The organism is Streptomyces ureilyticus (assembly GCF_011045025.1).
Lineage (GTDB): Bacteria > Actinomycetota > Actinomycetes > Streptomycetales > Streptomycetaceae > Streptomyces > Streptomyces ureilyticus.
In genome coordinates this window covers 1-22,087 of the sequence record NZ_JAAKZX010000166.1, presented here as the reverse complement: position 1 = coordinate 22,087, position 22,087 = coordinate 1, and the positions used below count along the sequence as shown (strand labels likewise).

At 68.4% G+C, this 22,087-nt stretch carries 18 protein-coding genes; 4 read left to right on the top strand and 14 right to left on the bottom strand.

What is annotated here, in order from left to right:
• Nucleotides 1–39: 39 nt before the first annotated feature.
• From G6048_RS35495 to G6048_RS35485, 3 genes are read right to left on the bottom strand one after another with little or no spacing between them, the layout of a single operon-like run.
• Complete coding sequence (locus tag G6048_RS35495) at nt 40–915, bottom strand: carbohydrate ABC transporter permease (protein WP_165343707.1); 876 nt, start codon at nt 913–915, stop codon at nt 40–42.
• A gap of 1 nt (nt 916) precedes the next feature.
• On the bottom strand, nt 917–1,870 hold the full coding sequence (locus G6048_RS35490) for a carbohydrate ABC transporter permease (RefSeq protein WP_165343706.1): 954 nt from the start codon (nt 1,868–1,870) through the stop codon (nt 917–919).
• Nucleotides 1,867–3,159 (bottom strand): sugar ABC transporter substrate-binding protein, encoded by a 1,293-nt coding sequence (locus G6048_RS35485; RefSeq protein ID WP_165343705.1) that lies wholly within the window; start codon nt 3,157–3,159, stop codon nt 1,867–1,869. Before G6048_RS35485 ends, G6048_RS35490 begins: the two co-directional genes overlap by 4 nt.
• A gap of 175 nt (nt 3,160–3,334) precedes the next feature.
• Here G6048_RS35485 and G6048_RS35480 point away from each other — a divergent pair, with 175 nt between their 5' ends.
• Nucleotides 3,335–3,967, top strand: a complete 633-nt coding sequence (locus G6048_RS35480; RefSeq protein ID WP_165343704.1) for a TetR/AcrR family transcriptional regulator — start codon at nt 3,335–3,337, stop codon at nt 3,965–3,967.
• A 679-nt stretch (nt 3,968–4,646) separates the two neighbouring features.
• Here the strand turns inward: G6048_RS35480 and G6048_RS51605 are convergent.
• The 9 genes from G6048_RS51605 to G6048_RS35435 form a co-directional block, all read right to left on the bottom strand.
• Nucleotides 4,647–4,787, bottom strand: a complete 141-nt coding sequence (locus tag G6048_RS51605; RefSeq protein WP_165343703.1) for a hypothetical protein — start codon at nt 4,785–4,787, stop codon at nt 4,647–4,649.
• Nucleotides 4,788–5,280: 493 nt separating this feature from the next.
• A complete protein-coding gene (locus tag G6048_RS35470; protein WP_165343702.1) occupies nt 5,281–8,853 on the bottom strand; it encodes a GH32 C-terminal domain-containing protein in 3,573 nt (1,190 codons plus the stop codon).
• A gap of 85 nt (nt 8,854–8,938) precedes the next feature.
• Entirely contained in the window at nt 8,939–10,456 is a 1,518-nt protein-coding gene (locus tag G6048_RS35465) for a glycoside hydrolase family 32 protein (protein ID WP_165343701.1), read from the bottom strand.
• Complete coding sequence (locus G6048_RS35460) at nt 10,453–11,553, bottom strand: ABC transporter ATP-binding protein (RefSeq protein WP_165343700.1); 1,101 nt, start codon at nt 11,551–11,553, stop codon at nt 10,453–10,455. The genes G6048_RS35465 and G6048_RS35460 overlap by 4 nt, the downstream gene beginning before the upstream one ends.
• A complete protein-coding gene (locus G6048_RS35455; protein ID WP_165343699.1) occupies nt 11,550–12,515 on the bottom strand; it encodes an ABC transporter ATP-binding protein in 966 nt (321 codons plus the stop codon). Before G6048_RS35455 ends, G6048_RS35460 begins: the two co-directional genes overlap by 4 nt.
• A 3-nt stretch (nt 12,516–12,518) precedes the next feature.
• The gene (locus G6048_RS35450; protein WP_165343698.1) at nt 12,519–13,439 is read right to left on the bottom strand and encodes an ABC transporter permease; all 921 of its coding nucleotides are present in this window, start codon (nt 13,437–13,439) and stop codon (nt 12,519–12,521) included.
• Between the two features lie 13 nt (nt 13,440–13,452).
• Entirely contained in the window at nt 13,453–14,430 is a 978-nt protein-coding gene (locus G6048_RS35445) for an ABC transporter permease (RefSeq protein WP_165343697.1), read from the bottom strand.
• A 99-nt stretch (nt 14,431–14,529) separates the two neighbouring features.
• Complete coding sequence (locus tag G6048_RS35440; protein ID WP_165343696.1) at nt 14,530–16,212, bottom strand: ABC transporter substrate-binding protein; 1,683 nt, start codon at nt 16,210–16,212, stop codon at nt 14,530–14,532.
• A 75-nt stretch (nt 16,213–16,287) separates the two neighbouring features.
• Nucleotides 16,288–17,310 carry a LacI family DNA-binding transcriptional regulator gene (locus G6048_RS35435; protein WP_328827930.1) on the bottom strand — a complete coding sequence of 341 codons (1,023 nt, stop codon included), beginning with the start codon at nt 17,308–17,310 and terminating at the stop codon, nt 16,288–16,290.
• A gap of 710 nt (nt 17,311–18,020) precedes the next feature.
• Here G6048_RS35435 and G6048_RS35430 point away from each other — a divergent pair.
• Nucleotides 18,021–18,695, top strand: coding sequence for a glycoside hydrolase family 11 protein (locus G6048_RS35430; protein ID WP_235990775.1), 675 nt, complete (start codon nt 18,021–18,023; stop codon nt 18,693–18,695).
• On the top strand, nt 18,692–19,381 hold the full coding sequence (locus G6048_RS35425; protein WP_165343695.1) for a polysaccharide deacetylase family protein: 690 nt from the start codon (nt 18,692–18,694) through the stop codon (nt 19,379–19,381). Before G6048_RS35430 ends, G6048_RS35425 begins: the two co-directional genes overlap by 4 nt.
• Before the next feature lie 15 nt (nt 19,382–19,396).
• Here the strand turns inward: G6048_RS35425 and G6048_RS52060 are convergent, their stop codons facing one another.
• Nucleotides 19,397–19,735 carry a hypothetical protein gene (locus G6048_RS52060; RefSeq protein WP_408056206.1) on the bottom strand — a complete coding sequence of 113 codons (339 nt, stop codon included), beginning with the start codon at nt 19,733–19,735 and terminating at the stop codon, nt 19,397–19,399.
• Nucleotides 19,736–19,759: 24 nt separating this feature from the next.
• Nucleotides 19,760–20,509, bottom strand: coding sequence for a hypothetical protein (locus tag G6048_RS35415; RefSeq protein ID WP_235990773.1), 750 nt, complete (start codon nt 20,507–20,509; stop codon nt 19,760–19,762).
• Between the two features lie 260 nt (nt 20,510–20,769).
• Here G6048_RS35415 and G6048_RS35410 point away from each other — a divergent pair, with 260 nt between their 5' ends.
• Nucleotides 20,770–22,083, top strand: a complete 1,314-nt coding sequence (locus G6048_RS35410; protein WP_165343694.1) for an ABC transporter substrate-binding protein — start codon at nt 20,770–20,772, stop codon at nt 22,081–22,083.
• Nucleotides 22,084–22,087: the final 4 nt, after the last annotated feature.

Here is a 22,087-nt window from a genome sequence, read left to right as displayed (position 1 = left end):
GGCGGGCTGCGGTCCGAGCGGGGCGGGCGGCGGTCCGGTCTATTTGATGCCGGTGTTGGCGATGCCCTGGATGAAGTGTCGTTGCAGGGCGAGGAAGAGCAGGATGATCGGTGTGACGACCGTGACCGCCCCGGCCAGCAGCAGGCCGTAGTTGGTGCCGTTGGCTCCCGTGGAGAAGAGGGCAAGGGCGACGGGCAGCGTGTAGTGGTCCTCGGTCTGCGCGATGACGAGCGGCCACAAGAAGTTGTTCCACTGCGCGAGGAAGGTGAGGATCGCCAGTGTCGCCAGCGCCGGCCGTGTCAACGGCAGGATCACCCTGAGGAAGATCCGGGATTCGCCCGCACCGTCGAGGCGCGCCGCCTCGACGAGGGCGTCCGGGATGTCCCGGATGAACTGCCGCATGATGAACACGCCGAACGGTGTCACGAGGAAGGGCAGGATGAGCCCGAGATAGGAGTTGCCCAGGCCCATGTTGCTGACGAGCACGAACAGTGGGACGAAGGTGGTGACGCCGGGGATGATCAGCATGGTGAGGACGAGGCCGAACAGCAGACGCTTCCCCGCGAACTCGATCTTCGCGAAGGCATATCCGGCCATCGAGCAGAACAGCAGGTTTCCCAGCACACAAGCCACCGCGACGAGTGTGCTGTTCAGGAAGTACAGTCCGAAGTTCTGCTTCGACAGCAGTTGTTCGAAATTGGCGAAGGTCGGGGACCGGGGGAGCCAGGAACTCGGGTGGGCGACGATCTCACCCGTCGGTTTCACCGAGCCGAGGAACATCCAGGCAAAGGGCGCCAGGGTCGCGAGGAGTCCGAGCACGAGGGCGCCGTAGAGAACGAGACGAGCCGTGGGGACTCGCCGGGACGGACGCCGGTCCTGGAAGGCTGGTCCTGTCGTTGTGGTGGTGACGGTCATGTCAGGCCTTCGCTCGGAAGATGCGGAACTGAAGAAGGCTCAGTAGAGCGATCGCGGTGACCAGCACATAGGACGCGGCCGATGCCAGTCCGTAGTTCCCGAAGCCGAATTGCTGGTAGGCGTAGTAGCTGATCGACGTCGTGCTGTCCAAGGGGCCGCCGCTCGTCATGACGAACGGTTCCTCGAAGAACTGGAGGTAGCTGATGCTGAGCAGGATGGCGACCACCAGCGTGGTGGGCCGGAGCAGCGGCAAGGTCACGCTGCGGAAGGCCCGCCAGCGGGACGCTCCGTCCACAACGGCCGCCTCGTGCAGTTCGGGCGGTATCGACTGCAGTCCCGCCAGGAAGATCACCATGGGGATTCCGAAGTGCCGCCAGACCGCCATCAGTATGAGGGCGGGCATGGACCAGTTGGGATCGTTCAGCCAGTCCGGCCCGGAGATTCCCACTACGGACAGGACCGAGTTGATCATCCCGTCGGGCTTGTAGAGGTACCTCCACACGACCGCCACCGCCACGATGCTCGTCACGACCGGGGCGAAGTAGGCGACCCGGAAGAAGCCCTTCGCACGCTGGATCCCGGAGTTGAGTGCGACGGCGACGCCGAGAGAGAGCACCATCGTCAGTGGTATGCCCACGGCGACGAAGTAGAGCGTGTTCAAGGCTGCGCGGACGAAGGTGGGATCGTCGAAGAGCGCGGTGTAGTTCTCCAGGCCGACGAAGTTGACGCTGAAGGGCGTCTGCACGTCCCTGCTGGTGATGTCGGTGACGCTCATCGACAGTGACGAGAAGACTGGCCAGATGCCGAACGTGGCGAACAGCAGGACGAAGGGTGAGCAGAAGGCCCAGGCGATCAGTGTGCGCCGCAGGCGTCCGGAACCGTGCCTCGACCGTTGAGCCGGCTGCCTGGTGGAAGCCCTCTCGCGTACGGGCTTCAGGGAGGTGGCCGTGGTCATCGGGTCTGCCCCGTTCCGATCGCGGACGCTTTCACCTGAATCCGTTCCAGCGCCGCCTTCGGTGACGAGACCCCCTTGGCCACCTTCTCGATCTCGGCATCGATGACCGCGGCGATCTGCTTCCAGGTGGTGACGTTCGGGCCGGGCAGCGCGGTCTGAAGCTGGGACCGGAAGACGGCCAGCGTCGGATCCGACTTGAGCTTCCCCTCACTCCAAGCCGGCTCCACTGCGGGAAGGTCCCCGGACAGTTCGTACCAGTCCTGCTGGACGTCGGGCCGGGAGAGCCACCGGATGAACTTCCAGGCGCCGTCGCGGTTCTTCGCGTTCTTGAACACCGTCCAGTGCCCTCCCCCGATGTAGCTGGCGTTGGACTTCGGGCCCTTCGGGAGCGGGGCGACCCCCACCTTGTCCTTGACGAAGTCCGCTCCGCCCGCCCCCTTCAGCAGTGCCGTCTCCCAGGGGCCAGAGACGAGTGCGGCGGTGGAACCGGCGACGAACTGCGGCTCGATCTCCCCGAAATTCACCGGCCCGTCGCGGTTAGCGGTCTTCGATGTGAAGAACGACTGGTAGAACTCCAGCCCCTCGAGCGCCTCGGGTGCGTCGAAGGTGAATTTGGTGCCGTTCTCGTTCATGAGATGCGCACCGGCCTGCCACATGAAGGGCAGGACGCCCTGCCAGCTCGCCGCCACGCCGGTGGGCAACGACAGGCCCCACTTCGCTCCCTGCTTCTGGAGGGCCTTGAGGAACGGGCCGTACTCCTTCCAGGTCTTCGGCGCGGAGACTCCGGCAGCCTGTGCCAGGTCCTTGCGGTAGAACAGGGAGCGGGTCTCCACATACCAGGGGACGCCGTACGTGGCCCCGTCGTAGGTGGTGCTCCGGGCGGCGCCGGGGTAGAAGGACGAGGTGTCGACGAGGCCGGCCGGCACCTGCTCGAGTCCGCCCGTCGAGGCGAAGTTCGTCAGGTCGGCGGATCCGACGAGCGTGGCGTCCGGCGTGTCCTGGGAGGCGATCGCCGTTTCGACCTTCTTGGCGTAGTCCTGCCACGGGACGGCCGTGACCTTCACCTTCGCGTCCGGGTTGGCCTTCCGGAAGCGCGCGGCCAACTCGGGCAGGCGCTCTCCCTCGGTGCCCATGGCCCATACGTTGATCTCGCCCTTGGCAGGTGAGTTGCCGACGGGAGCGCCCGTGGCGCCCCCACCACCTTGTGTATCGGACCGGCCGCAACCGGCCAGAACCAGTGTGGCGGCCAGACCGCCGATGAGCGCTTTCGACAAATGTGAGGTGGACATCCTTGTCCGTCTCCTCTCCACCCGGTGGATGCGTGAGCGGCTCTACCGCACGTCGTGGTGTGGGTCAGCGAGACCGTACAGCGAAAACCGAACAGGTGCCACACTTTCAGCGAGGGTGATGTTGGCGGATTATCGACCGGACACTGCCCCGCGCCGCCCGCTTAGGGTTGGGGGTATGACCGAGAAGACGGCGGCCCGTCCGGCCACTCGCCGAGGCCCATACGCCAAGAGCGCACAGCGCAGGGCCGAGATCGTCGCCTCGGCGACCGCCGTGTTCGCGGCTCGCGGTTACCGTGGAGGGTCCCTGAGGGAGATCGCCAAGCAGCTCGACCTCAGCCTTACCAGCGTCGTGCACCACTTTCCGAGCAAGAGCGCGCTCCTCGTGGCCGTCCTCGAGAACGCTGATTACGCAAGCATCGACTCCTTCGAGTCGGACAGCCGGGGAAAGGGTGTGGCCTACGCGGTCCTGCGGTACGTCCGCCGCAACCTGGAAAGACAGGAGATGCTGCGGCTCCTCGCCCTGATGGCCGCGGAGGCCTCGGCTCCCGACCACCCGGCGCACGAGTGGTTCCGTGACAGGTACGAGCTGGTCATCACCGCTTTCACGACCGCGGTACGCAGGGACCAGGACCTGGGTCGTATCTCGAACCGGAGGGACCCCGAGCTGATCGCGGCGGCCCTTGTCGCGATGTGGGACGGCCTCCAGCTCCAGTGGCTCATCGACCCGCGGCGTGATCTCTTGGCCGGGATATCGGCCGGCTTGGAGGATCTGCTGGGCGATCCTGCCGTCGGCGACCGGCACCCGTAGCAGCACCAGGCGCCTTCCCGACCAGACCGCCGCGCCCGCCCGTCTTGTTTCACCGGTCGGGATCGGCACGCGACCGGCCGCTGTTCGCGACTGCGAACGAGACCGGGATACGGATGGGCGAGTGCTTCTCTCAAGCACTGCGACCGGCGCGTCGGCTACGCATCTCCGTACAGATGCATCGCTTCCCCCTGAGCGCGCAGGGTGGCGACACGTGTGCGGGACGAACAGAGGTGCACTGGATACAAGACCGTGCGTCCCCCCATCCGTGCCGCACCTGGTCGCCCAGCTCACCACCGCCTGGGGCACCCGCCAGACAACGGAGGGCAAAACGATCTGGGCGGAACAGACCCTCCCTCCGTGCCCATCGGGTGCGTTTCTTCCTGAATGAGGTTGGTGTGCCGCGGGCGCCATCCCTGGCCAGAGTGGCCCGGCGGTCTTCTCGGTCCAGCTCGGCATCCGTGGCCCCGCCCTCTTACTCCCATGCCGTTTTGCCGAGCCAGGCTGGCCTGCCTGCCAGCCCGAGTGCGGCCGCCGTGATGGAGACGAACGCGGGGGAACAGCACCGGGTAACTGCTCAGCGCCTTCAGCCAACGCCCCCGGTGACAGGCGCCAGAGCTGAGGCAAATGCGGCCGCCGAAGCGCCGAGAAGTCCGGAGAGGTGGCCGTAGCGGGTGATGCCTCAGCGGTCGATGACGGCGGTGGCCTGGAGCAGGGTGAGGTTGCCGCGCACCATGCCCGCGGCGATGGCGATCATCACCAGTAGCGGGAGGAGCCGGGGACTGCCGCAAAACGCGACGGTGGTGGTCCCGGGCGAGGCCAAGGCAATCAGGACGAAGGTACGGGCGGTGACGCCGGTGTTGCGGGCGATAGTGGCGTACAGGGTGCGACCGAGGCGCTGACCTGCGCCGCTCAGGCCGAGGGCCCAGGCAACCTCACCTACTCCCCCGAATGTTGGAGCGGATGGTCGAGCTCGGCTTCTGTTGGGGCCGTTTCCTTGGCTCCTAGGACCCTCGCCAGACGCACTCCTCGCAGGGCTACAGCCCCCAGACGGTCGCCACCTGGAGCTCCTGAGCCACACGCAGAGGACTCGTCGGAGAACGCCTCTCGGGTGCTCCCCCGGTACCTCCGGCCTCAGGGTTGCCTCAATGCATGGCCATGTCGCAGCAGAGCCGAGCCGAATACGTCTCACCGGCTGCAGGTCTGCACGCATCCATGCAGGCCAGAAGGGCACCAGTCGACGCAGACGCACCTGGCGCCAAACCCACGAGCAGCGGATTCAGTCCGTTCAGGCAAAGTTGATGCCCGATCGGCGCTCACAGCTCCTTCGCGTACGTGTCCTGGTAGGCCGCCCTCCCCCCGAACACGTTGAGGCCGACGTGGCCGATCGTGTACATCGTGTCCGTCACGTCGATGACCCGGGTGCCGTTGAGGAACACCTGGATGCGGTCGCCGTCGGCCAGCACCCGCACCGCGTACGTCGTGCCGCGGCGGACCAGGGCCGGGACGCGGGCGAGGGCGGCGCTGTCGTCGAAGTGGCCGTTGGCCTTGGCGACCAGGCGGATCACGCGCAGGTCGGGGTCGATGTTGAGGCAGTAGGCGTCGGCGCCATCTGTGGATGCGCGCCAGAGGAGGGAGAGGGCGCCGCCGGTGTCCGGGTCGGGGTCGCCGAGCCGTACCAGGGTGGTGAGGTCCAGGTCCGTCGCCGTGCGCGCCGACATCGCGTTGGAGTCCTTGTCGAAGGTTCCGGCGCGGCCCGCGCTCTCCGTGGACCAGTGGCCGGCGGGGGTGATCGTCAACTTGCCGAGGTCCGAGCGGAATTCACCGCCGGTCGGGGCGACAGCCAACGGCTTCACGCGGTTCACCAGGCGGTAGACGCTGTCCATCCGGTGCACCTTGAGTGACTCGATGTGTGCAGTGCCGCCCTTGGCATAGAACGCCATGCCATCGGCGTCCGGCGTGGGGAAGATCAGGCTTGTCACGGCGGCCTGTCCGTCCGCGCCGAATACCTCGACCGATGACGAGTCGACGTACACGCGCAGGGTCACGCGGCCGTCTGTCGTCTGCATCGGTGCGGTTGTGCGGCCTGCGAAGTACTGGGTGAAGTCGCCCAGACCCGACGCCGAACGGTCCACGAACAGCTCCTGCGCCTCCGCGTCGTATCCGACCGTCGTGTGCTGGTCGTCGTCGGCTCGGAGGCGGAAGCCGATCTCCGTGGCGGTGCCGAGGGTGATCTCGGCCTCGATCTCGTAGGCGATGCCTGTGACACGTGTGAGCGGATTCGCGGAGTCGGGGCCGACGGAGAGGTTCTTGCGGGTCGTGGTGGAGGTGCGCAGGGCGGTCAGCTCGCGGACCGGGCGCTGCACCAGGCGTACGCCGTCGGCGGTGTCTGTCAAGGTCAGTTCGCGGGGGATGCTCAGCTGGCCCTTCCAGGCGCCGGTCGGGGCGCTGAACGGATAGTCCCAGTTGCTCATCCAGCCGAGCCAGACGCGGCGGTCGTCGGGCAGGCCGTAGAAGGACATGGCGGCGTAGTAGTCGCGGCCGGAGTCTGCCCGCAGGACTGTGCCGGCACTCTGGTCGGGGGCGAAGGACGTGCCGTTCCACTCACCCGTGAAGTACTGGGCGGCCGAGCCGTTCGTGGCACGTACGGCCCCCGTGCTCAGAGTGAGGACCCACTTCACCTTGCCGTTGTCGCCGTCGACCGGGAGCGGGAAGAAGTCGGGGCACTCCCAGACGCCCGGGGTGGCCCACTCGCCGTAGCCGAAAGAGCTGACCTGGGTCCAGGTGAGGAGGTCGGTGGAGGTGAGGAAGCGGACGTTGTCGCCGCCGGAGACCACCATCAGCCACTGGTCGTGCGCCTCGTCGCGGATCACCTTCGGGTCCCGAAAGGTCCAGCCCGCGTCGGGGCCGCCCGGGTTCTGCACGGCCGGGGCCGGACCGCCGTGCAGCTGCCACGAGCGGCCCTTGTCCTTGCTGTACGCGATGCGCACGCTGGCGTTTCCGCCCGGCTTGTCCGGGTGGTAGCTCGTGTAGTACGCGATCAGGCCCGAACCGCCGCCGAAGAGACCGGAGGTGTCGAAAGAGTCGACGAGCGCGCAGCCGGTCCAGCAGTGGCCGTACTCGTTCCAGGGCAGGGCGATCGGCAGGGCCTGCCAGTGGACGAGGTCGGTACTGACCGCGTGCGCCCAGCGGCCCTCGTCCTGGTGGAAGAGGTGGTACTCGCCGTCGTGGTACAGCAGGCCGCAGGGGTCGCTGGTGGAGCCGGTGAGCTGGGAGTAGTGGTACGTGGCGCGGTACGGCTCGGTGAAGTAGTCGGTGGTACTGGTGACCTCGACGTTCTGGAAGTACGACGTCCCGTGCGCGGCCGCGGTGCCGACCGCCTCGCCTGAGGTGCGGGACACGCGGGTTCTCAGCGCCCGTACGCCGTCGACGTACACCTCGATCGTCCTGCCCGTCGCGCGGGTCTCGACGCGGTACGTGGCGCCGGACGTGATGCGCCGGACCGGGCCGGAGGTGGAGGCGAGGCGGGCGCCGGAGGAGCGGTCCAGCAGGACGACGGTGTTCCGGTCGGCTTCCAGGCGGGCTTCGTAGCCGCCGGAGCCGTTCGCGGACGCGCGCAGGACGAGGCCGGCTGAGGAGGAGGGGCCGCCGGGTGTGATGTCGGCCCTCGCCACGAGGTCGCCGTCGGTGAAGGGAGCCGTGTGCAGGCCGTTCTCGCCGCGGATGCCGCACAGGTCGGGGGTCCAGGTGCCGGAGCGGGCCGTCCAGCCCTGGAGGCCGGTGGTGAGGTCGGCGGCGGCGATGTTCTCGAAGGACACCGCGCCGGACGAGGCCGTGACGGCGAGTCGGCCCTTGCCGTGGGCCGAGTCGTGGGCGGTGATGACGGGGCTGTAGCCATCGGGTGAGAGGAAGTTGGTCTGCCAGTGCACCCGCAGTTTGTCGCCCTCAGCCTCGACACGCAGGCGGTAGACCGTGTCGGCCTTGATGGCGGTCGCGTACGTGCCGAGGGTGACGTCACCGTCGATGCGGTACAGCCTCAACCTGCCCTGTCCTGGATCGACTTGGATGCCGTAGCCGCGTGTGGCCTTGGCATCGGTGCGCACCAGGATCGAGGCGACCGTGGCGCCGTCGTGCAGGAGCAGGTCGGCCTGGAACGCGGTGTCGTACGCCTGGGTCGTGGTGACGGCGCGGGCGGTGGCTCCCTGGGAGGGGGCCGCGCGCCAGCCGAGCGGACTCGCCGTCCAGGTGCCGCCGCTCGTGGTCCAGCCGGTGAGGTTGGTGGTGACCGAGGACAGGGAGGGCGAGCCGAAGGTGACGGTGCCACCCTGGGCGAGCAGGCCCACCGAGCCGGTGTCGTGGCGGTGGTCCTCGGCGCGGAGGAGCCGCTTGCCGTCGACGTACACCGTCAACTCAGGTCCGTCTACGGCCACTTCGAGGTCGTACGGCCGTCCGGTCCGCGCGCCCGGCAGTGGTGCGGTGGCGATCGTGTCGCCGCCGGTCAGGTCGTAGAGGCGTATGCGAGCGCGGCCCGGGTCGAGAGCTACCACGTACCCGGTCGAACCGTCGCGTGCTGCCCGGAACACCAACGCACCCACGGAGGAGGCGGATTGGGGCGTGACGCGGGCCGCGTAGGTGCCCTTGGCGGCGAGTTGCTGCTCGGAGAGGGCGAGGGCGGGCCCGCGACGGCCGGCGGTCGCCTCCTGGCCGCCGTCGGAGGTGCGGGTCCAAGTGCCGGTGACGGCGATGGGGTCGGGAATCGGAGTCGGGGCGGGGGTCGCTCCAGCGGCGCTCGGGGCAGCGGCCTGGGCTGGGGGCATGATGCCTCCGAGAGGCAGCAGGGTGGCGGCGGTGCCTCCTGCGAGCAGAAGGGTACGGCGGGACACGCTCATGGCGGCTCCTGAGGGAGAGCGGGGAAGGGTGGGCCACGGCCCAGGGAGACGTCCACCACCCGGGCCGTGGTCGTGAGTAAGGCCGTCACGGCCACAGCGGCCGGGGCCCTTCTGCGAAGGCAGACGCCATCTGCCAGGCGTCGAACCGCTCCAGGGCCACGTCGCCGACGACACTGATGCCCACGCCTACGGCTTCATCGGGGCGGGTGGGGTAGATGCGTGCGGCCAGCGGACGCCCGTTCGCGAAGATCTCCAGTGCGGAGTGGTCGACGAGGACGCGCAGGTCCACGCGGCCGTCGTCGTCCAACGGCAGCTCCCCGTAACGGGGTTCGGTGTCGACCGTCGGGTCGAGGCTGCTGGCCTCGCGGTGCAGGCGGAGGGTGCCGCATACACCGTCGTGCCCTCTGAAAACCTCCACGACGGTGCGCTCCGCACCGTCCGGTGTCTCGCGGACCGCGAGCCGGGCGGTGGCGCCGGGGGCGAGGCGCAGGGTCGTCTCGATGTCCAGCTGGTCTCCGCGCACGGCGTGCAGCCGGGTGTACGGCTCGGTCAGCGGGCCCGCCGCCACCTCCACGCGCTCCCGCCGCAGCACGGCCAGTTCCGGCACCGGGGCCTGGTGCAGACGGCCGTCCGTGCCGAGTGTGACGACCCTCGGCAGGGACATCGCGCCGCACCAGCCGGCCCGCGCGTTCGCCTCGTCGGTCCGGCCTTCCTGGAGCCAGCCGAACATGATGCGGCGGCCGTGCTCGTCGCGGGTGGACTGGGGAGCGTAGAAGTAGCGGCCGCCGTAGTCGAGGCGGTGGAGGGCGGTCGGGGTGTAGGTGTCGCCCTGGTAGCGGCCGGTCCAGTACAGGGGGTGGTGGGTGGTGCCCTCGTCCCAGGCGGAGAAGACGAGTACGTCGGTGCCGTCACCGATGCCGAACAGGTCGACGCACTCCCACATCGTGCCGGTCCAGTCGAGTTCGCCCCGGTTCCGCGCGGCGTCGCCGGTCAGCAGAGGGCCGACGTATCGCCAGGTGAGCAGGTCGTCCGACTCGTACAGGAAGGCCGTTCCTCCGACGCCTCGGATTCCCGAGCCCACCAACTGCCGCCATACGCCGCCTTCCCGCCAGACGCAGTGGTCGCGGAAGGCGGCGGTGTCGACGCCCTCGGGCGGGGCGGTGATGACCGGGTTGGCCCGGTCCTTGGTCCAGTCGCGCAGGTCTGCGGATCCCCTTGCCATGCAAGGGAGTTCGCGGTCTCCGTGCCTGCCCGAGTAGACGAGCGTGGGGACTCCTCCGTCGTCGACGAGGACGCCGGACCAGCAGCCGTCGCGGTCGGGGCCGTCGGTGCCGGGGACGAGGGCGACCGGCTCGTCGGTCCAGTGGACGAGGTCGGTGCTGGTGGCGTGCCCCCAGTGGATGCGGTGGTGGGCGGGGGCGAGCGGGTTGTACTGGTAGAAGAGGTGGTAGACGCCGTTCCAGTGAGTCAGTCCATTGGGGTCGTTGAGCCAGCCGCCGGGTGAGGTGAAGTGGAAGCGGGGGCGGTGGGGGTCGCGCAGGGCGCGCTCGGCCAGCCCCTCGGCGGTGGGAGTGCCGGAGGGGAGGGTGAGGTCGTGGGTCATGCGGCGGTGGTCTCCGCTTTCTCGGTGGCGTCGGTGGCCTCGCCGTCCGTTCGGTCGGTGGCCTTGAGGACGCGGCGGGCGATGTCGGAGGCGGGTGCGCGCAGGTGGCAGCGCACCCAGTGAGGCTGGCCTCCCCCAGCCTCCGGCCGGGGGGACCCCCATCTCGCTTCGCTCGCCTCGCCGACGATGTGGCGGACGGGCTCCGTGCGGCTGCATGTGCCGTCGTCGCCGTACGGGCAGGACGTGGGGTTGAGGATCGCCTCGCGGAGGCGGGCGCGCTCGACGGGGTCGTAGCTTCCGGCCCGTTCCGGGTCGGGTACGGCGGACAGCAACAGCCGTGTATACGGGTGCGCCGGTGCGTCCATCACCGCCAACGCGTCGCCGCCCTCGACGAGTTCGCCAGCGAACATGACCATGGTGGTGTCTGCGAGGTAGCGCGCGGAGCCCAGGTCGTGGGTGATGTAGAGCATGGCGATGTCCCGCTCGTCGCGCAGGCGGCGCATCAGGTTGAGCACGCCGACGCGCACGGAGACGTCCAGCATCGAGGTCGGTTCGTCGGCGAGGATCAGACTCGGCTCCACTGCCAGCGCGCGGGCGATCGCGACGCGCTGGCGCTGGCCGCCGGAGAGTTCGTGCGGGTAGGACTGCAGCATGTCCTCGGTCAGGCCGACCGTCGTCAGCAGCTCGCACAGCGCCTCGTGAGTGGCGGAGTGGCCGTGCAGGACGAGGGCCCGGGTGAGGAAGTGCTCGATGCGGTGGACGGGGTTGAGCGAGCCGAAGGGGTCCTGGAAGACCATCTGGACCTTGCTGCGGTACGCCCGTGACGCTCGGCGCCGCTGGGTGCGCAGGACATCCTCACCGTCCAGCAACACCTCACCGGAGGTGGGCTGTTCGAGGCGGGCGAGGCAGCGGGCGATGGTGGACTTGCCGCTGCCGGACTCGCCGACCAGGGCGGTGATCCGGCCTGCCGGGAGGTCGAAGGACACGTCGTTGACGGCACGGACGCGGCGCCGGGAGAAGACGGTGCCGACCTGGAAGTCCTTGGTCAGGCCTCGTACGGACAGCAGGGGTGCGGTCGGTTTGGTGGGGTGGGTCATCGGGTGGCTCCTTCCGGACTGCGGGCCGCGCTGCGGGCCACCCAGCGGTCGGGCGCGACCTCGCGCAGGTCGGGGATGTTCATGGAGCAGTCCGAGCGGTCCTCGGGGCAGCGGACGTGGAAGCCGCAGCTGTCGGCGGTGCGCGGGGCGTCGAAGAGGCCGGTGAGTTCGCGGCGCGGGCCGGTCAGCGGCGGGAAGGCGTTCATCAGTGCCTCGGTGTACGGGTGGAGCGGCTTCGCGAACAGGTCCTTGGCGTCGGCGAGTTCGACGATCCGTCCGCCGTACATCACGCCCATGCGGTCCGACAGCTCGACCATCAGGGACATGTCGTGGGTGATGAAGAGGATGGAGAAGCCCAGCTCCCGCTGGAGGTCGCGGATCTGCGCCATGATCTCCTGCTGCACGACCACGTCGAGCGCGGTGGTCGGCTCGTCCATGATCAGCAGCCGGGGGCGGAGCGCGACGGCCATGGCGATGACCACGCGCTGTCGCATACCGCCGGAGAGCTGGTGCGGGTACGCCTTGAGCCGCCCGGGATCCATGCCCACCAGCTCCAGCAGCGCGCCCGCCTTCTCCCGCGCGGCCCGCTTCTTCAGCTTCTCGTGGGTGGTGAAGATGTCGACGATCTGCTCGCCGATGGTCAGGACGGGGTTGAGGGAGTTCATCGCCGACTGGAAGACCATGGCGATCTGCCGCCAGCGGAAGGCGCGCAACTCCCGTGCGTCCAGAGCGAGGACGTCCCCGCCGTCGAAGCGGATACTGCCCGCGGTGATCTCGGCCGGAGGCTTCAGCAGGCGCATCACCGCGTTGGCGATGGTCGACTTGCCGCAGCCGGACTCGCCGGCGAGGCCGAAGATCTCACCCGAGCCGATCTCGAACGACACGCTGTCCGCCCCGACGACCGTACGGCCGTCGCCGCCGTACTCGACCCGGAGGTCACGCACCTCAAGTACGGGTTCCATGGCTCAGCCCCTCCTCTCACGGCGGGCACGACGGTTGCGCAGCCGCGGGTTGGTGATCTCGTCGACCGCGTAGTTGACCAGCGCGAGCGCGAAGGCGACGAGCGCGATGCACAGTCCGGAGGGGACGAAAGCCCACCAGGTACCGGTCATCAGCGCGCCGTCGTTGCTGGCCCAGTACAGATTGGTGCCCCAGCTGACGACGCTGCTGTCGCCGAGGCCGAGGAACTCCAGGCCGGCCTGGGCGCCGATGCCGAAGATCACGCAGCCGAGCAGCGTGGTCATCACCACGGACGCCATGTTGGGCAGGATCTCGCGGAACATGATCCGAAGCGGGCGCTCTCCGGTGACGACGGCGGCGGCCACGAAGTCCTTGCCTCGGATCGACTTGGCCTGTGCGCGCAGGACCCGGGCGGATCCCGCCCAGCCGGTGACGACGAGCACCAGGATCACGGTGGAGGTCCCGGGCGGCAGGAACGCGGCCAGGATGATGAGCAGCGGCAGCCCGGGCAGCAGCAGGAAGACGTTGGTGACCAGGGTCAGCGCATCGTCCACGATGCGGCCGAAGTAGGCGGACGCGAGGCCGACGAGGATGGCTACCCCGGTCGCCGCGAGCCCCACGGTGAACCCGACGAAGAGGGAGCTGCGCGCGCCCCACAAGGTGAGGGCGAGCACGTCCTGTCCCTTGGCGGTGGTACCGAGCCAGTGTTCGGCCGAAGGGGACTGGCTTCCCGCGGAGTTGATGAGTGACGGGTCGCCCGGGGCGAGGACGGGAGCGAGCAGGGCGAGGAGCGCGAAGAGGGCGAGCAGGACCAGCCCGGTCAGCGCCTTCTTGCTGTCGATGAGTTGGCGCAGCAGTCCGCGCCGGCGGGAAGGGCGCGCGGGAGCTGTCGGCGTGGTGGCCTTCGCGATCTCGATGGTGGTCATGTCGGCAACCTCCTCAGCGGACGCGGACGCGCGGGTCGAGGCGGACGTAGACGAGGTCGACGAGGAAGTTCGCGAACAGCACCGCCGCCGTGAGCGTCAGGAAGATGCCCTGCATCAGCGGGTAGTCCAGGCCCTGGACGGCCATCAGCAGTTGGTAGCCGATGCCGGGGTAGGCGAACACGACCTCAGTGAGCAGGGCGCCGCCGACGACGAAGCCCAGTGCCATGCCGAAGTTGGTGACGGAGGGGAGCAGCGCGTTGCGGGCGGCGTAGCGGAACATGATTCGCGAGGGCCTGAGCCCCTTCGCCTCGGCCATCGTGATGTAGTCCTCGGCCGCTGTGGCGATCATGGTGTTGCGCATGCCGAGCATCCAGCCGCCGATGGAGACCAGCACGATGGTCAGCGCGGGCAGCACCAGGTGGGTGGCGACGTTCGAGAGGAACTCGCCGTTGAAGCCGGGGGTGAGCCCGACGTCGTAGGCGTGCCGCAGTGGGAACCAGCCCAGGGTGACCCCGAACAGGTACAGCGCGCCCATCGCGAGCCAGAAGTACGGGAACGAGCCGACGAAGATCAGCAGGGGCGGGAAGGCGGAGTCGAGGGCGCCGCCGCGCCGCCAGGCGGCGACGATGCCGAGCAGGTTGCCGGCCACGGCGGCGATGACGAGTGCGACACCGCCGAGCAGCAGGGTCCAGCCGATCTGCGAGCCGATCACGTCCGAGACCGGGGTCGGGAAGCGGGTGATGGAGATGCCGAGGTCGCCGGTGAAGACGCTCTTGACGTAGGAGACGTACTGCTCCCAGAGAGGGCGGTTGTCCAGGCCGAAGAGTTTTCGCAGTTGGGCTATCTGGTCGGGCTGCATCGTGCCCTGGGCCTGCGCGAACATCCGGGAGACCGGGTCGCCCGGCATGAAGCGCGGGAGAACGAAGTTCAGGGTGATGGAGGCCCAGAAGGCGAGCAGATAGAACCCCAGGTTGCGCAGGATCAGACGCACGGGTCGTGCTCCCTGTCGGTGGGGGTGAAAGGGGGTGCGGTGCGCGGGGGCGGCCGCCGGGTCGGGGAGGAGGGCGGCCGCCGGTCCGCGCGGGAGGCGTCAGCCCTTGACGGGCTTCAGCGAGGTGAGCACGAGGATCGTGGTGCCGTTGCGGTTGCCGAGGGTGGCGTACGGGTTCTTCTCGGTGGGCCAGCCGGTGAAGCGGGCGTCCGTGTACGCACCCCACTCGGGGCCGGTGAACAGCGGGACGACGGGCGCGTCCTCGTTGTACAGCTCCTGCAGACCGTTCATCTGCTCGCGCTGCGTCTTCTCGTCGGTGGCGGCGGCGAAGGCGTCGATGAGACTGTCGGCCTTCTCGTCTCCGAAGCGGTGGTAGTTCTCGGTGGCCTGCTTGCCGGCCGGCTGCAACATCTTGGTCGACATCACGCCGCGGTAGTACTCGTACGGAGTGGCGCCGTTGTTGCTCCACACGATGCCGCTGTCGAAGGTGCCGGTGTTGTACGACGACTGGACGGCCGACCAGTCGGGCGTCTTCACGGTGGCGGTGATGCCGACCTTCGCGAGGTCCTGCTTGATGATGTTGGCGACCGAGATCCAGTCGGTGGAGGCGGAGCCGACGGAGATGTCGAGCGTGAAGTCCTTGCCGTTCTTCAGCTTCCGCTTGCCGCCGCTCTCCTTGTAGCCGGCCGCGTCGAGGGCCTTCGCCGCCGCGTCGATGTCGTGCTTCGTCCAGGTACAGGAAGCGGCGAGGGAGGTGTCGCGCCAGTCGTCGTACGTGCGGGCCAGGCCCGTGCAGTCGGCGGGTTCGGCGTAGCCGTTCATCGCGACCTTGGTGATCTGGTCGCGGTCGACGGCCATGCTGAGCGCCTTGCGGACGTCAGGGTCGTTGAACGGCGCCTTGGTGGTGTTCAGCTGCCAGTTGATCATGGCGCCGGTGGCCGGGAACCAGTAGTGGTTGTGCTCCTTGTCCTTGGCGACGAAGGACTTCTCGATGTCCGGGATGAACGACTGCGTCCAGTCCACCTCGCCGTTGGTGAAGGCGATGTTGGCGCTGTCGTTGCCGGAGAAGGCGAGCATTTGGATTCCGGCGATCCGCTGCTTGGCGGGCTGCCAGTAGTCGGGGTTCTTGCGCAGCTCGTACGACTGGCTCTGGAACTTGTCGACCTTGGTGTACGGGCCGGTGCCGATGGGGTTCGGGTTGGTGAACTTCGCCGGATCCTTCACCTTCGACCAGACGTGCTTCGGCAGGATGTAGTGGCTGCCGATCTCGAAGAAGGCGGGCGAGAACGCCTTGTTGAAGGAAAACTTCACCGTCTGGGCGTCGACCGCGGTGACCTTGTCCAGGTAGTCGTAGCCGCCCAGCACCTTCTTCTGGAGCTCGAAGGTGTACACGACGTCATCGGCGGTCAGCGGCTTGCCGTCCGACCACTTCACGCCCTCACGCAGCGTGAACGTGAGGGACTTGCCGTCCTCGGCCCGCTCCCACTTGGTGGCCAGCCACGGCGTGTCCTTGCCGTCGGCCATGCTGTGCACGACCAGCGGCTCGTAGACGGCCTCCTTGGTCATGGGGGCGGCCTGCGGCGAGAGCGGGTTGAAGTTGCGCGTGAACGTCGCCAGGTCCTCGCGCGGGATGGTGAGCAGCTGGTTTCCGGAGGTGTCACCGGCGCCGGAGGTGCCCGAGCCACCCGTACAGGCTGACAGGACAAGGGCTGCGGCGGCGGTCGCGGTGGCGGCTCTCAGGACGGCTCGTGGCCGCCGTGAAGGTATGCGGGAGGGTGCCATAATGGAGACTCTTTTCCTCTCTTCAACACACAGGGCGAAGGCGGGGATGGGATTGCTCGGCGGGCTGATTAGCGGTCAGACCGACGAGCGTTCGAGCAGCGGGCAGTCGATCGTCACCCGGTGGGTGTCGAGCGGCTGCCCCGCTGCGAGAGCGGCGAGCATGTCGACGCCCTTGGTGCCCATGGCTTCGAAGGGCAGGGCGAGCGTCGTCAGTTTCGGCCGCAGATAGGCGGCGATGAGTTCCTGGTTGTCGAACCCCACCACGGCCACGTCGTGCGGGATGCGCAGCCCACGTTCCTTGATCGCGTCGTACGCGCCCATCGCCATCCGGTCGTTTCCGCAGAACAGTGCGGTCGGCCGGTCGGCGGCGGGGCGGTCCAGCAGTTCGCAGGCGGCGGTGTAGGCGCCGTCGGCGGTGGCCCAGCCGGGGAGGACGAGGGAGGGGTCGGGGGTGATCCCGGCCTCGCGCAGGGCACGTTCGTACCCCTCGCGCCTGCCGATGGCGGCCGGGATCGCCGGGTCGAGGTTGATCAATCCGATGCGGGTGTGACCGGCGTCGAGGAGCCGGCGGGTGGCGCGGTGTCCGCCCGACTCCTCGTCGGGCAGGATGCACGGCAACTCCCCTTCCGCGTCATAGCAGTTGACGAGCACCGTCGGTACCTCGCGGGCGACTTTCGGCAGGGTGACGGCCCGGTGCCAGGTCGTGGCGTACAGCAGCCCTTCCACGCGGTGCTCCAGCATCTGGTCGAGCGCGGCGGCCTCCTGGGCGGGGTCGCCCTCGCTCGCGGCGATCAGCAGGAACCTGCGGTCGCCCCAGGCGCGGCTCTGCGCTCCCGTGATCACCTCGGCCGCGAAGGGGCCGGTCACGATCTCGGTGATCAGCCCGAACCATCCGCTGCGGTTCGCGGCCAGTGCCCGCGCCCCGGCGTTGGGCCGGTAGCCGAGCTCGTCTATGGCCTCCAGGATCCGCCGGCGGGTCTCGTCGGGGATGGCGGCACCGGGCTTGTCGTTGAGGACGAAGGAGACCGTGGTCCGCGAGACGCCCGCGTGGCGGGCCACGTCGCTCATGGTCACGCGACGTGTCTTGTTCGTGGCCACTTTCGGTCCCCTTCGGCCGCACGGAGGTGAGACAGCGCCTCCGGTTTCGCGCTTTAATAACGCGCGTTACTTCCTTGTGGCAGGGAAGTTACGTCCGTCTTGAGCGGCATGTCAATACCTGCACATGGGCCGCATCAGGCCATCCGCCCGGCACCCTTCGCTGGTACGGACGCGGGGCGACGCGTACCGGCCGGACACATGAGGGGGGCGTGGCAGCCGGATCCATCGGGTGCGCCGCAGCCCACGGAGTTTGCTCGGCGACCACCAGGCGGACGGCGCACTTCCCGGGCCGCCCGGCAACGTCAGGTGCCTGGTCGACGGCGGGAAACTGACCGTCGAACGCGACAAGCCGGGCCACCGGATCATCCCCGTGGCCCCCTCTCGCGGCCTACGCCCACGAACGCACCGGACGGAGCGGCCCGCGTTCCTCCCGCCCGTCGCCCTGCCGTCACGTCCCACGCCGAGTCGCCGCGCCTGCACCTCCTGCTGCAGCCGTGACCTCGGATCCACCCGGAGACCCTTCGAAACATTCGAAGCCCAGGTCCTCGGAATTTCTCCTAAGCACTCTCTGTTCGGCGGCCAAAAACCCTTCATTAAGCGCTTGAAGCTCTCGAAATATTTCGTAACTGAGACCGAAACTATTGACACTTGACGAGAGCAGGCCAACACTGCGACCCACCTCCCGGCCTCAGAAGAGAAGGAGCCCTCGCATGAACCTCGTACCCGCACACCCGACGACCCGCAGGGCCGCCTGCGCCATGCTGTTGGGCGCCGCGTCGGCGCTGGCCCTGCCCGGTACCGCCCGCGCCGCCACGGTCATCAACACGAACCAGACCGGCACCCACAACGGCTTCTACTATTCGTTCTGGACCGACGCGCAGGGCACGGTCTCCATGACCCTGGACTCCGGCGGCAACTACAGCACGAGCTGGAGAAACACCGGGAACTTCGTCGCCGGCAAGGGCTGGAGCAACGGCTCACGCAGGACCGTGAGGTACTCGGGCACCTTCAACCCCTCCGGCAACGGCTACCTGTGCCTCTACGGGTGGACGTCGAACCCGCTCGTCGAGTACTACATCGTCGACAACTGGGGCACCTACCGGCCGACGGGCACGTACAAGGGCGCTGTCAGCAGCGACGGCGGCACGTACGACATCTACCAGACGACGCGGTACAACGCGCCGTCCGTCGAAGGCATCAGGACCTTCAACCAGTACTGGAGTGTGCGGCAGTCGAAGCGGACGGGCGGCACCATCACCACCGGCAACCACTTCGACGCCTGGGCCCGCGCAGGGATGCGCCTCGGCGACTTCAGGTATTACATGATCCTTGCGACCGAGGGTTACCAGAGCAGCGGGAACTCCAACATCACGGTGGCGGGATGAGCACCGCCCGACCGCGTCCGACCACACGCCCCTTGGCGACGACCCTGGCCGCGCTGGCGCTGGCCGCCACCAGTAGCCTCACCGTCCACGCCAGCCCTGCGCAGGCTGCCGGCTGCAACGGATACGTCGGACTCACCTTCGACGACGGCCCCTCCGGGAACACGCCCGCCCTGCTGGGCGCGCTGCAGCGGAACGGGCTACGGGCGACCATGTTCAACGAGGGGCGGTACGCCGCCGCCTACCCGGCCCAGGTCAAGGCCCAGGCGGCGGCTGGCATGTGGGTCGGCAACCACAGTTACACCCACCCGCATCTGACCCGGCTCGGCCAGTCGCAGATCGACTCGGAGATCTCCCGAACCCAGCAGGCCATCGCGGCCGCGGGCGGCGGCACGCCGAAACTGTTCCGGCCGCCGTACGGCGAGACCAACTCGACGGTCAAGGCGGTGGCGGCCAAGTACGGTCTGACCGAGATCATCTGGAACGTGGACTCGCAGGACTGGAACGGCGCCAGTACGGATGCGATCGTGCAGGCCGCCGGGCGGCTTACCAACGGTCAGATCATCCTCATGCACGACTGGGCCGCCAACACGCTGGCCGCGATCCCGCGCATCGCACAGGGGCTGGCCGCCCGCGGTCTGTGCGCCGGCGTGATCTCCCCGCAGACGGGCCGCGCGGTGGCGCCCTGAGCAGCCGACCAGGCGTTACTTGAGGGCTTCGGCGCACGCAGCTTCGCCGTGGACATCACTGACCAGGAATCCCCGGCCGAACAGGGCGAGTTCCTCGTCGGTGACGAACATGAGCGGCGCGTCGGTGTCCTGCAGGACGCAGTTGACGATGATGTGGAACCCGGCCAGGTACTCCGCCAGCGGCACGGAACCAGCCTTCTGCTCGTTGGTGTTGCCGTACTCGTTGACCTGGAAGGGGCGGCTCGTGGTCATCGACCGCGCCGACAGCTTGGAGTTCAGGGAGTTACAGAGATCTTGCTTTGAGCTGTTGGTGATGTGCTCCGTCCGCGATCTGGCGGCCTTCGGCGCGCTCATCGACGCATGGACGTGCGAACCCACCTACGCCGGTTCGGTGAACTGGTCGAACACCATCACGGCGGCCCGGGTGGCGAGCGACCAGCCGTCCTCGCCTTCCGGGTCCTCCAGGTTGGGGTGTCCGGCGATCCAGCGCATGTGGAAGCCGTCGAGCAGGGCGGCGATGGTCGTGGCGAGGTGTTCGACCTTGTAGGGCGCGCGCATGCGTAGCCCGTAGGCGTCCAGCAGCGCCTGGTACGCCTCGCAGGCGACCTCGGTGAACGACTCGCCGTAGTTCCCCAGGGCGTCGCGGACACGTGGGTTGGCGGCGCTGGCATAGAAGCCGAGCAGCACGCGGTAGATCGGATCCACGCGGTGGTTCTCGTGGTTGTCCGTCAGGACGTCGTTGAGAGCCTCCTGCCAGGTCGTGCCGCTGTCGACCGCCTCCTTGAAACGGCGGATGCTCTCCGGCAGCCCGGGGACCAGTTCGGCCTGTCGGCTGGTGAGGTGGAAGAGGAGATCTGCCTGGAAGTCGGCCTGCGCGGGCCAGATCTGGTAGATGGATCCGGTCGTGATCGCCGGTGCCGTGTCGTCGCCCAGTCTCTCCCGCATGATGCGGGTGGCTTCCTCGGTGACCCGCTTGACGCGGATATGAGCAAGGGCTGCGGAGACAGCCGCCTCGCTCGTGTCGGAGGTGCCGGCGCAGACGAGCTTGGTGGCCGCTTCCAGCATGAGGGCCCGGGTCTCTTCGGGTGAGCGCCGAGGGAGCCTGCGTCTCACGGCGTGCGCCGTCATGTCCTTCCCCTCCCATTGCATGATCGTTAATTCGGTGTGAAGCGGGGCGTTGACAGGGCGCAATCGTACACCTAGATTCCCGATCCGTAAGAAAGTTACGAAACTCGAAAGCGCCGGTCACCTGGCCCTTCGAAGTTCCTCGGGCTGGTCCGAGGCACCGGTCACCCCGGTGCGCCCTCCTGCCTTCCTCTGCCTTCCGTGCTCTCCCCGCATGCCGTGCCGGGCACCGCCCTGCCGTTTCCGATCCTGGAGGATCCCGCATGCCCGCAACCTCACGCCCCCTAAGACTCGGCCTCGTCTCCGCCGCCATGGCGCCCCTGCTGGGCATCGCCGCATGCAGCGGATCGGGCACCAACGCAGCCTCATCGACCGGTGCCTCTGGGGGTGCCTCCTCCGCGAGTGCGGACTCCCGCCCGGTGAGTGACGTCGTGACCGACTACCTCGGCTACGCCGGCGGAAAGGCGGGCAAGGCCGACGCCGGCCTCGAACCGGTCACCCTGGGTTGGGTGAACGTCGAGGGCGGCCCCGGCGGCAGTCCCGAAGCCACCCTGGGTGCCCGTGCCGCCGTGAAGTACGTCAACGACAGGCTGGGCGGCATCGGCGGACACCCGCTGAAACTGAACGTCTGCACGGTGGTGTCCGCCGAGGAGGAGGGACAGAAGTGCGGCCAGCAACTGCTCGGCGACAAGACGGTCTCCGCCATCGGTGTCGGCAACCTCTACCTCGGCGACGCCTCCTTCAACTCCGTGGTCGCGGGGAGGAAGCCCGTGCTGGTCGGAGTGGCGACGGGCCCGACCATGCCCACCGCGAAGAACACCTTCAGCACGTTCGGCGACCTGCCGCACATCTTCGGCACTTGGGGCACGTACGCCCGTGACGTGCTGAAGGCGAAGACCGCGGCGGTGATCCACACGAGCACGCCCGGCGACAAGATCGCCTCCGGGGCAGCGGTGAAGGGCCTGAAAGCCGCCGGCCTGAAGGTGAAGTCCGTCGGCTTCGACGCGCAGTCCACCGATCTGATCGGCCCGGTCACCGCGGCCGGGGCGAACACCGCGGATGTCGTGGTGCCCATCTCCATCGGTGGCGGATGCGTCGGGATCGCCAAGGCACTGAAGCAGCTCAACGTCACCAAGCCGGTGGTCTCCACGCCGCTGTGCATGTCCCCCGATGTCGCCCAGGGGCTCGGAGGCGACCTGCCCACCTGGACATACGGCGTCGCCCAGACGCTGCCGATCGACTCCTCGGCCGCCGACTCCAAGGCGTTCCTGAAGGCCTCGGCGCAGGCGGGGCTGGACAAGGACGACCAGTCCAAGGTCTTCGCGCCGCTGGGCTGGAGCACGGTCCTGACGTACGCGAAGGTGCTCAACACCGTCGGCCCTGACAAGATCACTCCCGCGTCGGTGACCGAGCAGCTCAAGAAGTTCACCGGGCCGGTCATCATGGGCGCCGCCGAGGTCAAGTGCGGCAAGTACCCGGACGCCCCCGCGGTCTGCAACGACCAGGCGAGGTTCTACCAGTACGAAGGCAAGGGCCAGTTCAAGCCCCTGACCGACTGGATCCGCCCGCCCCAGTGAGCCC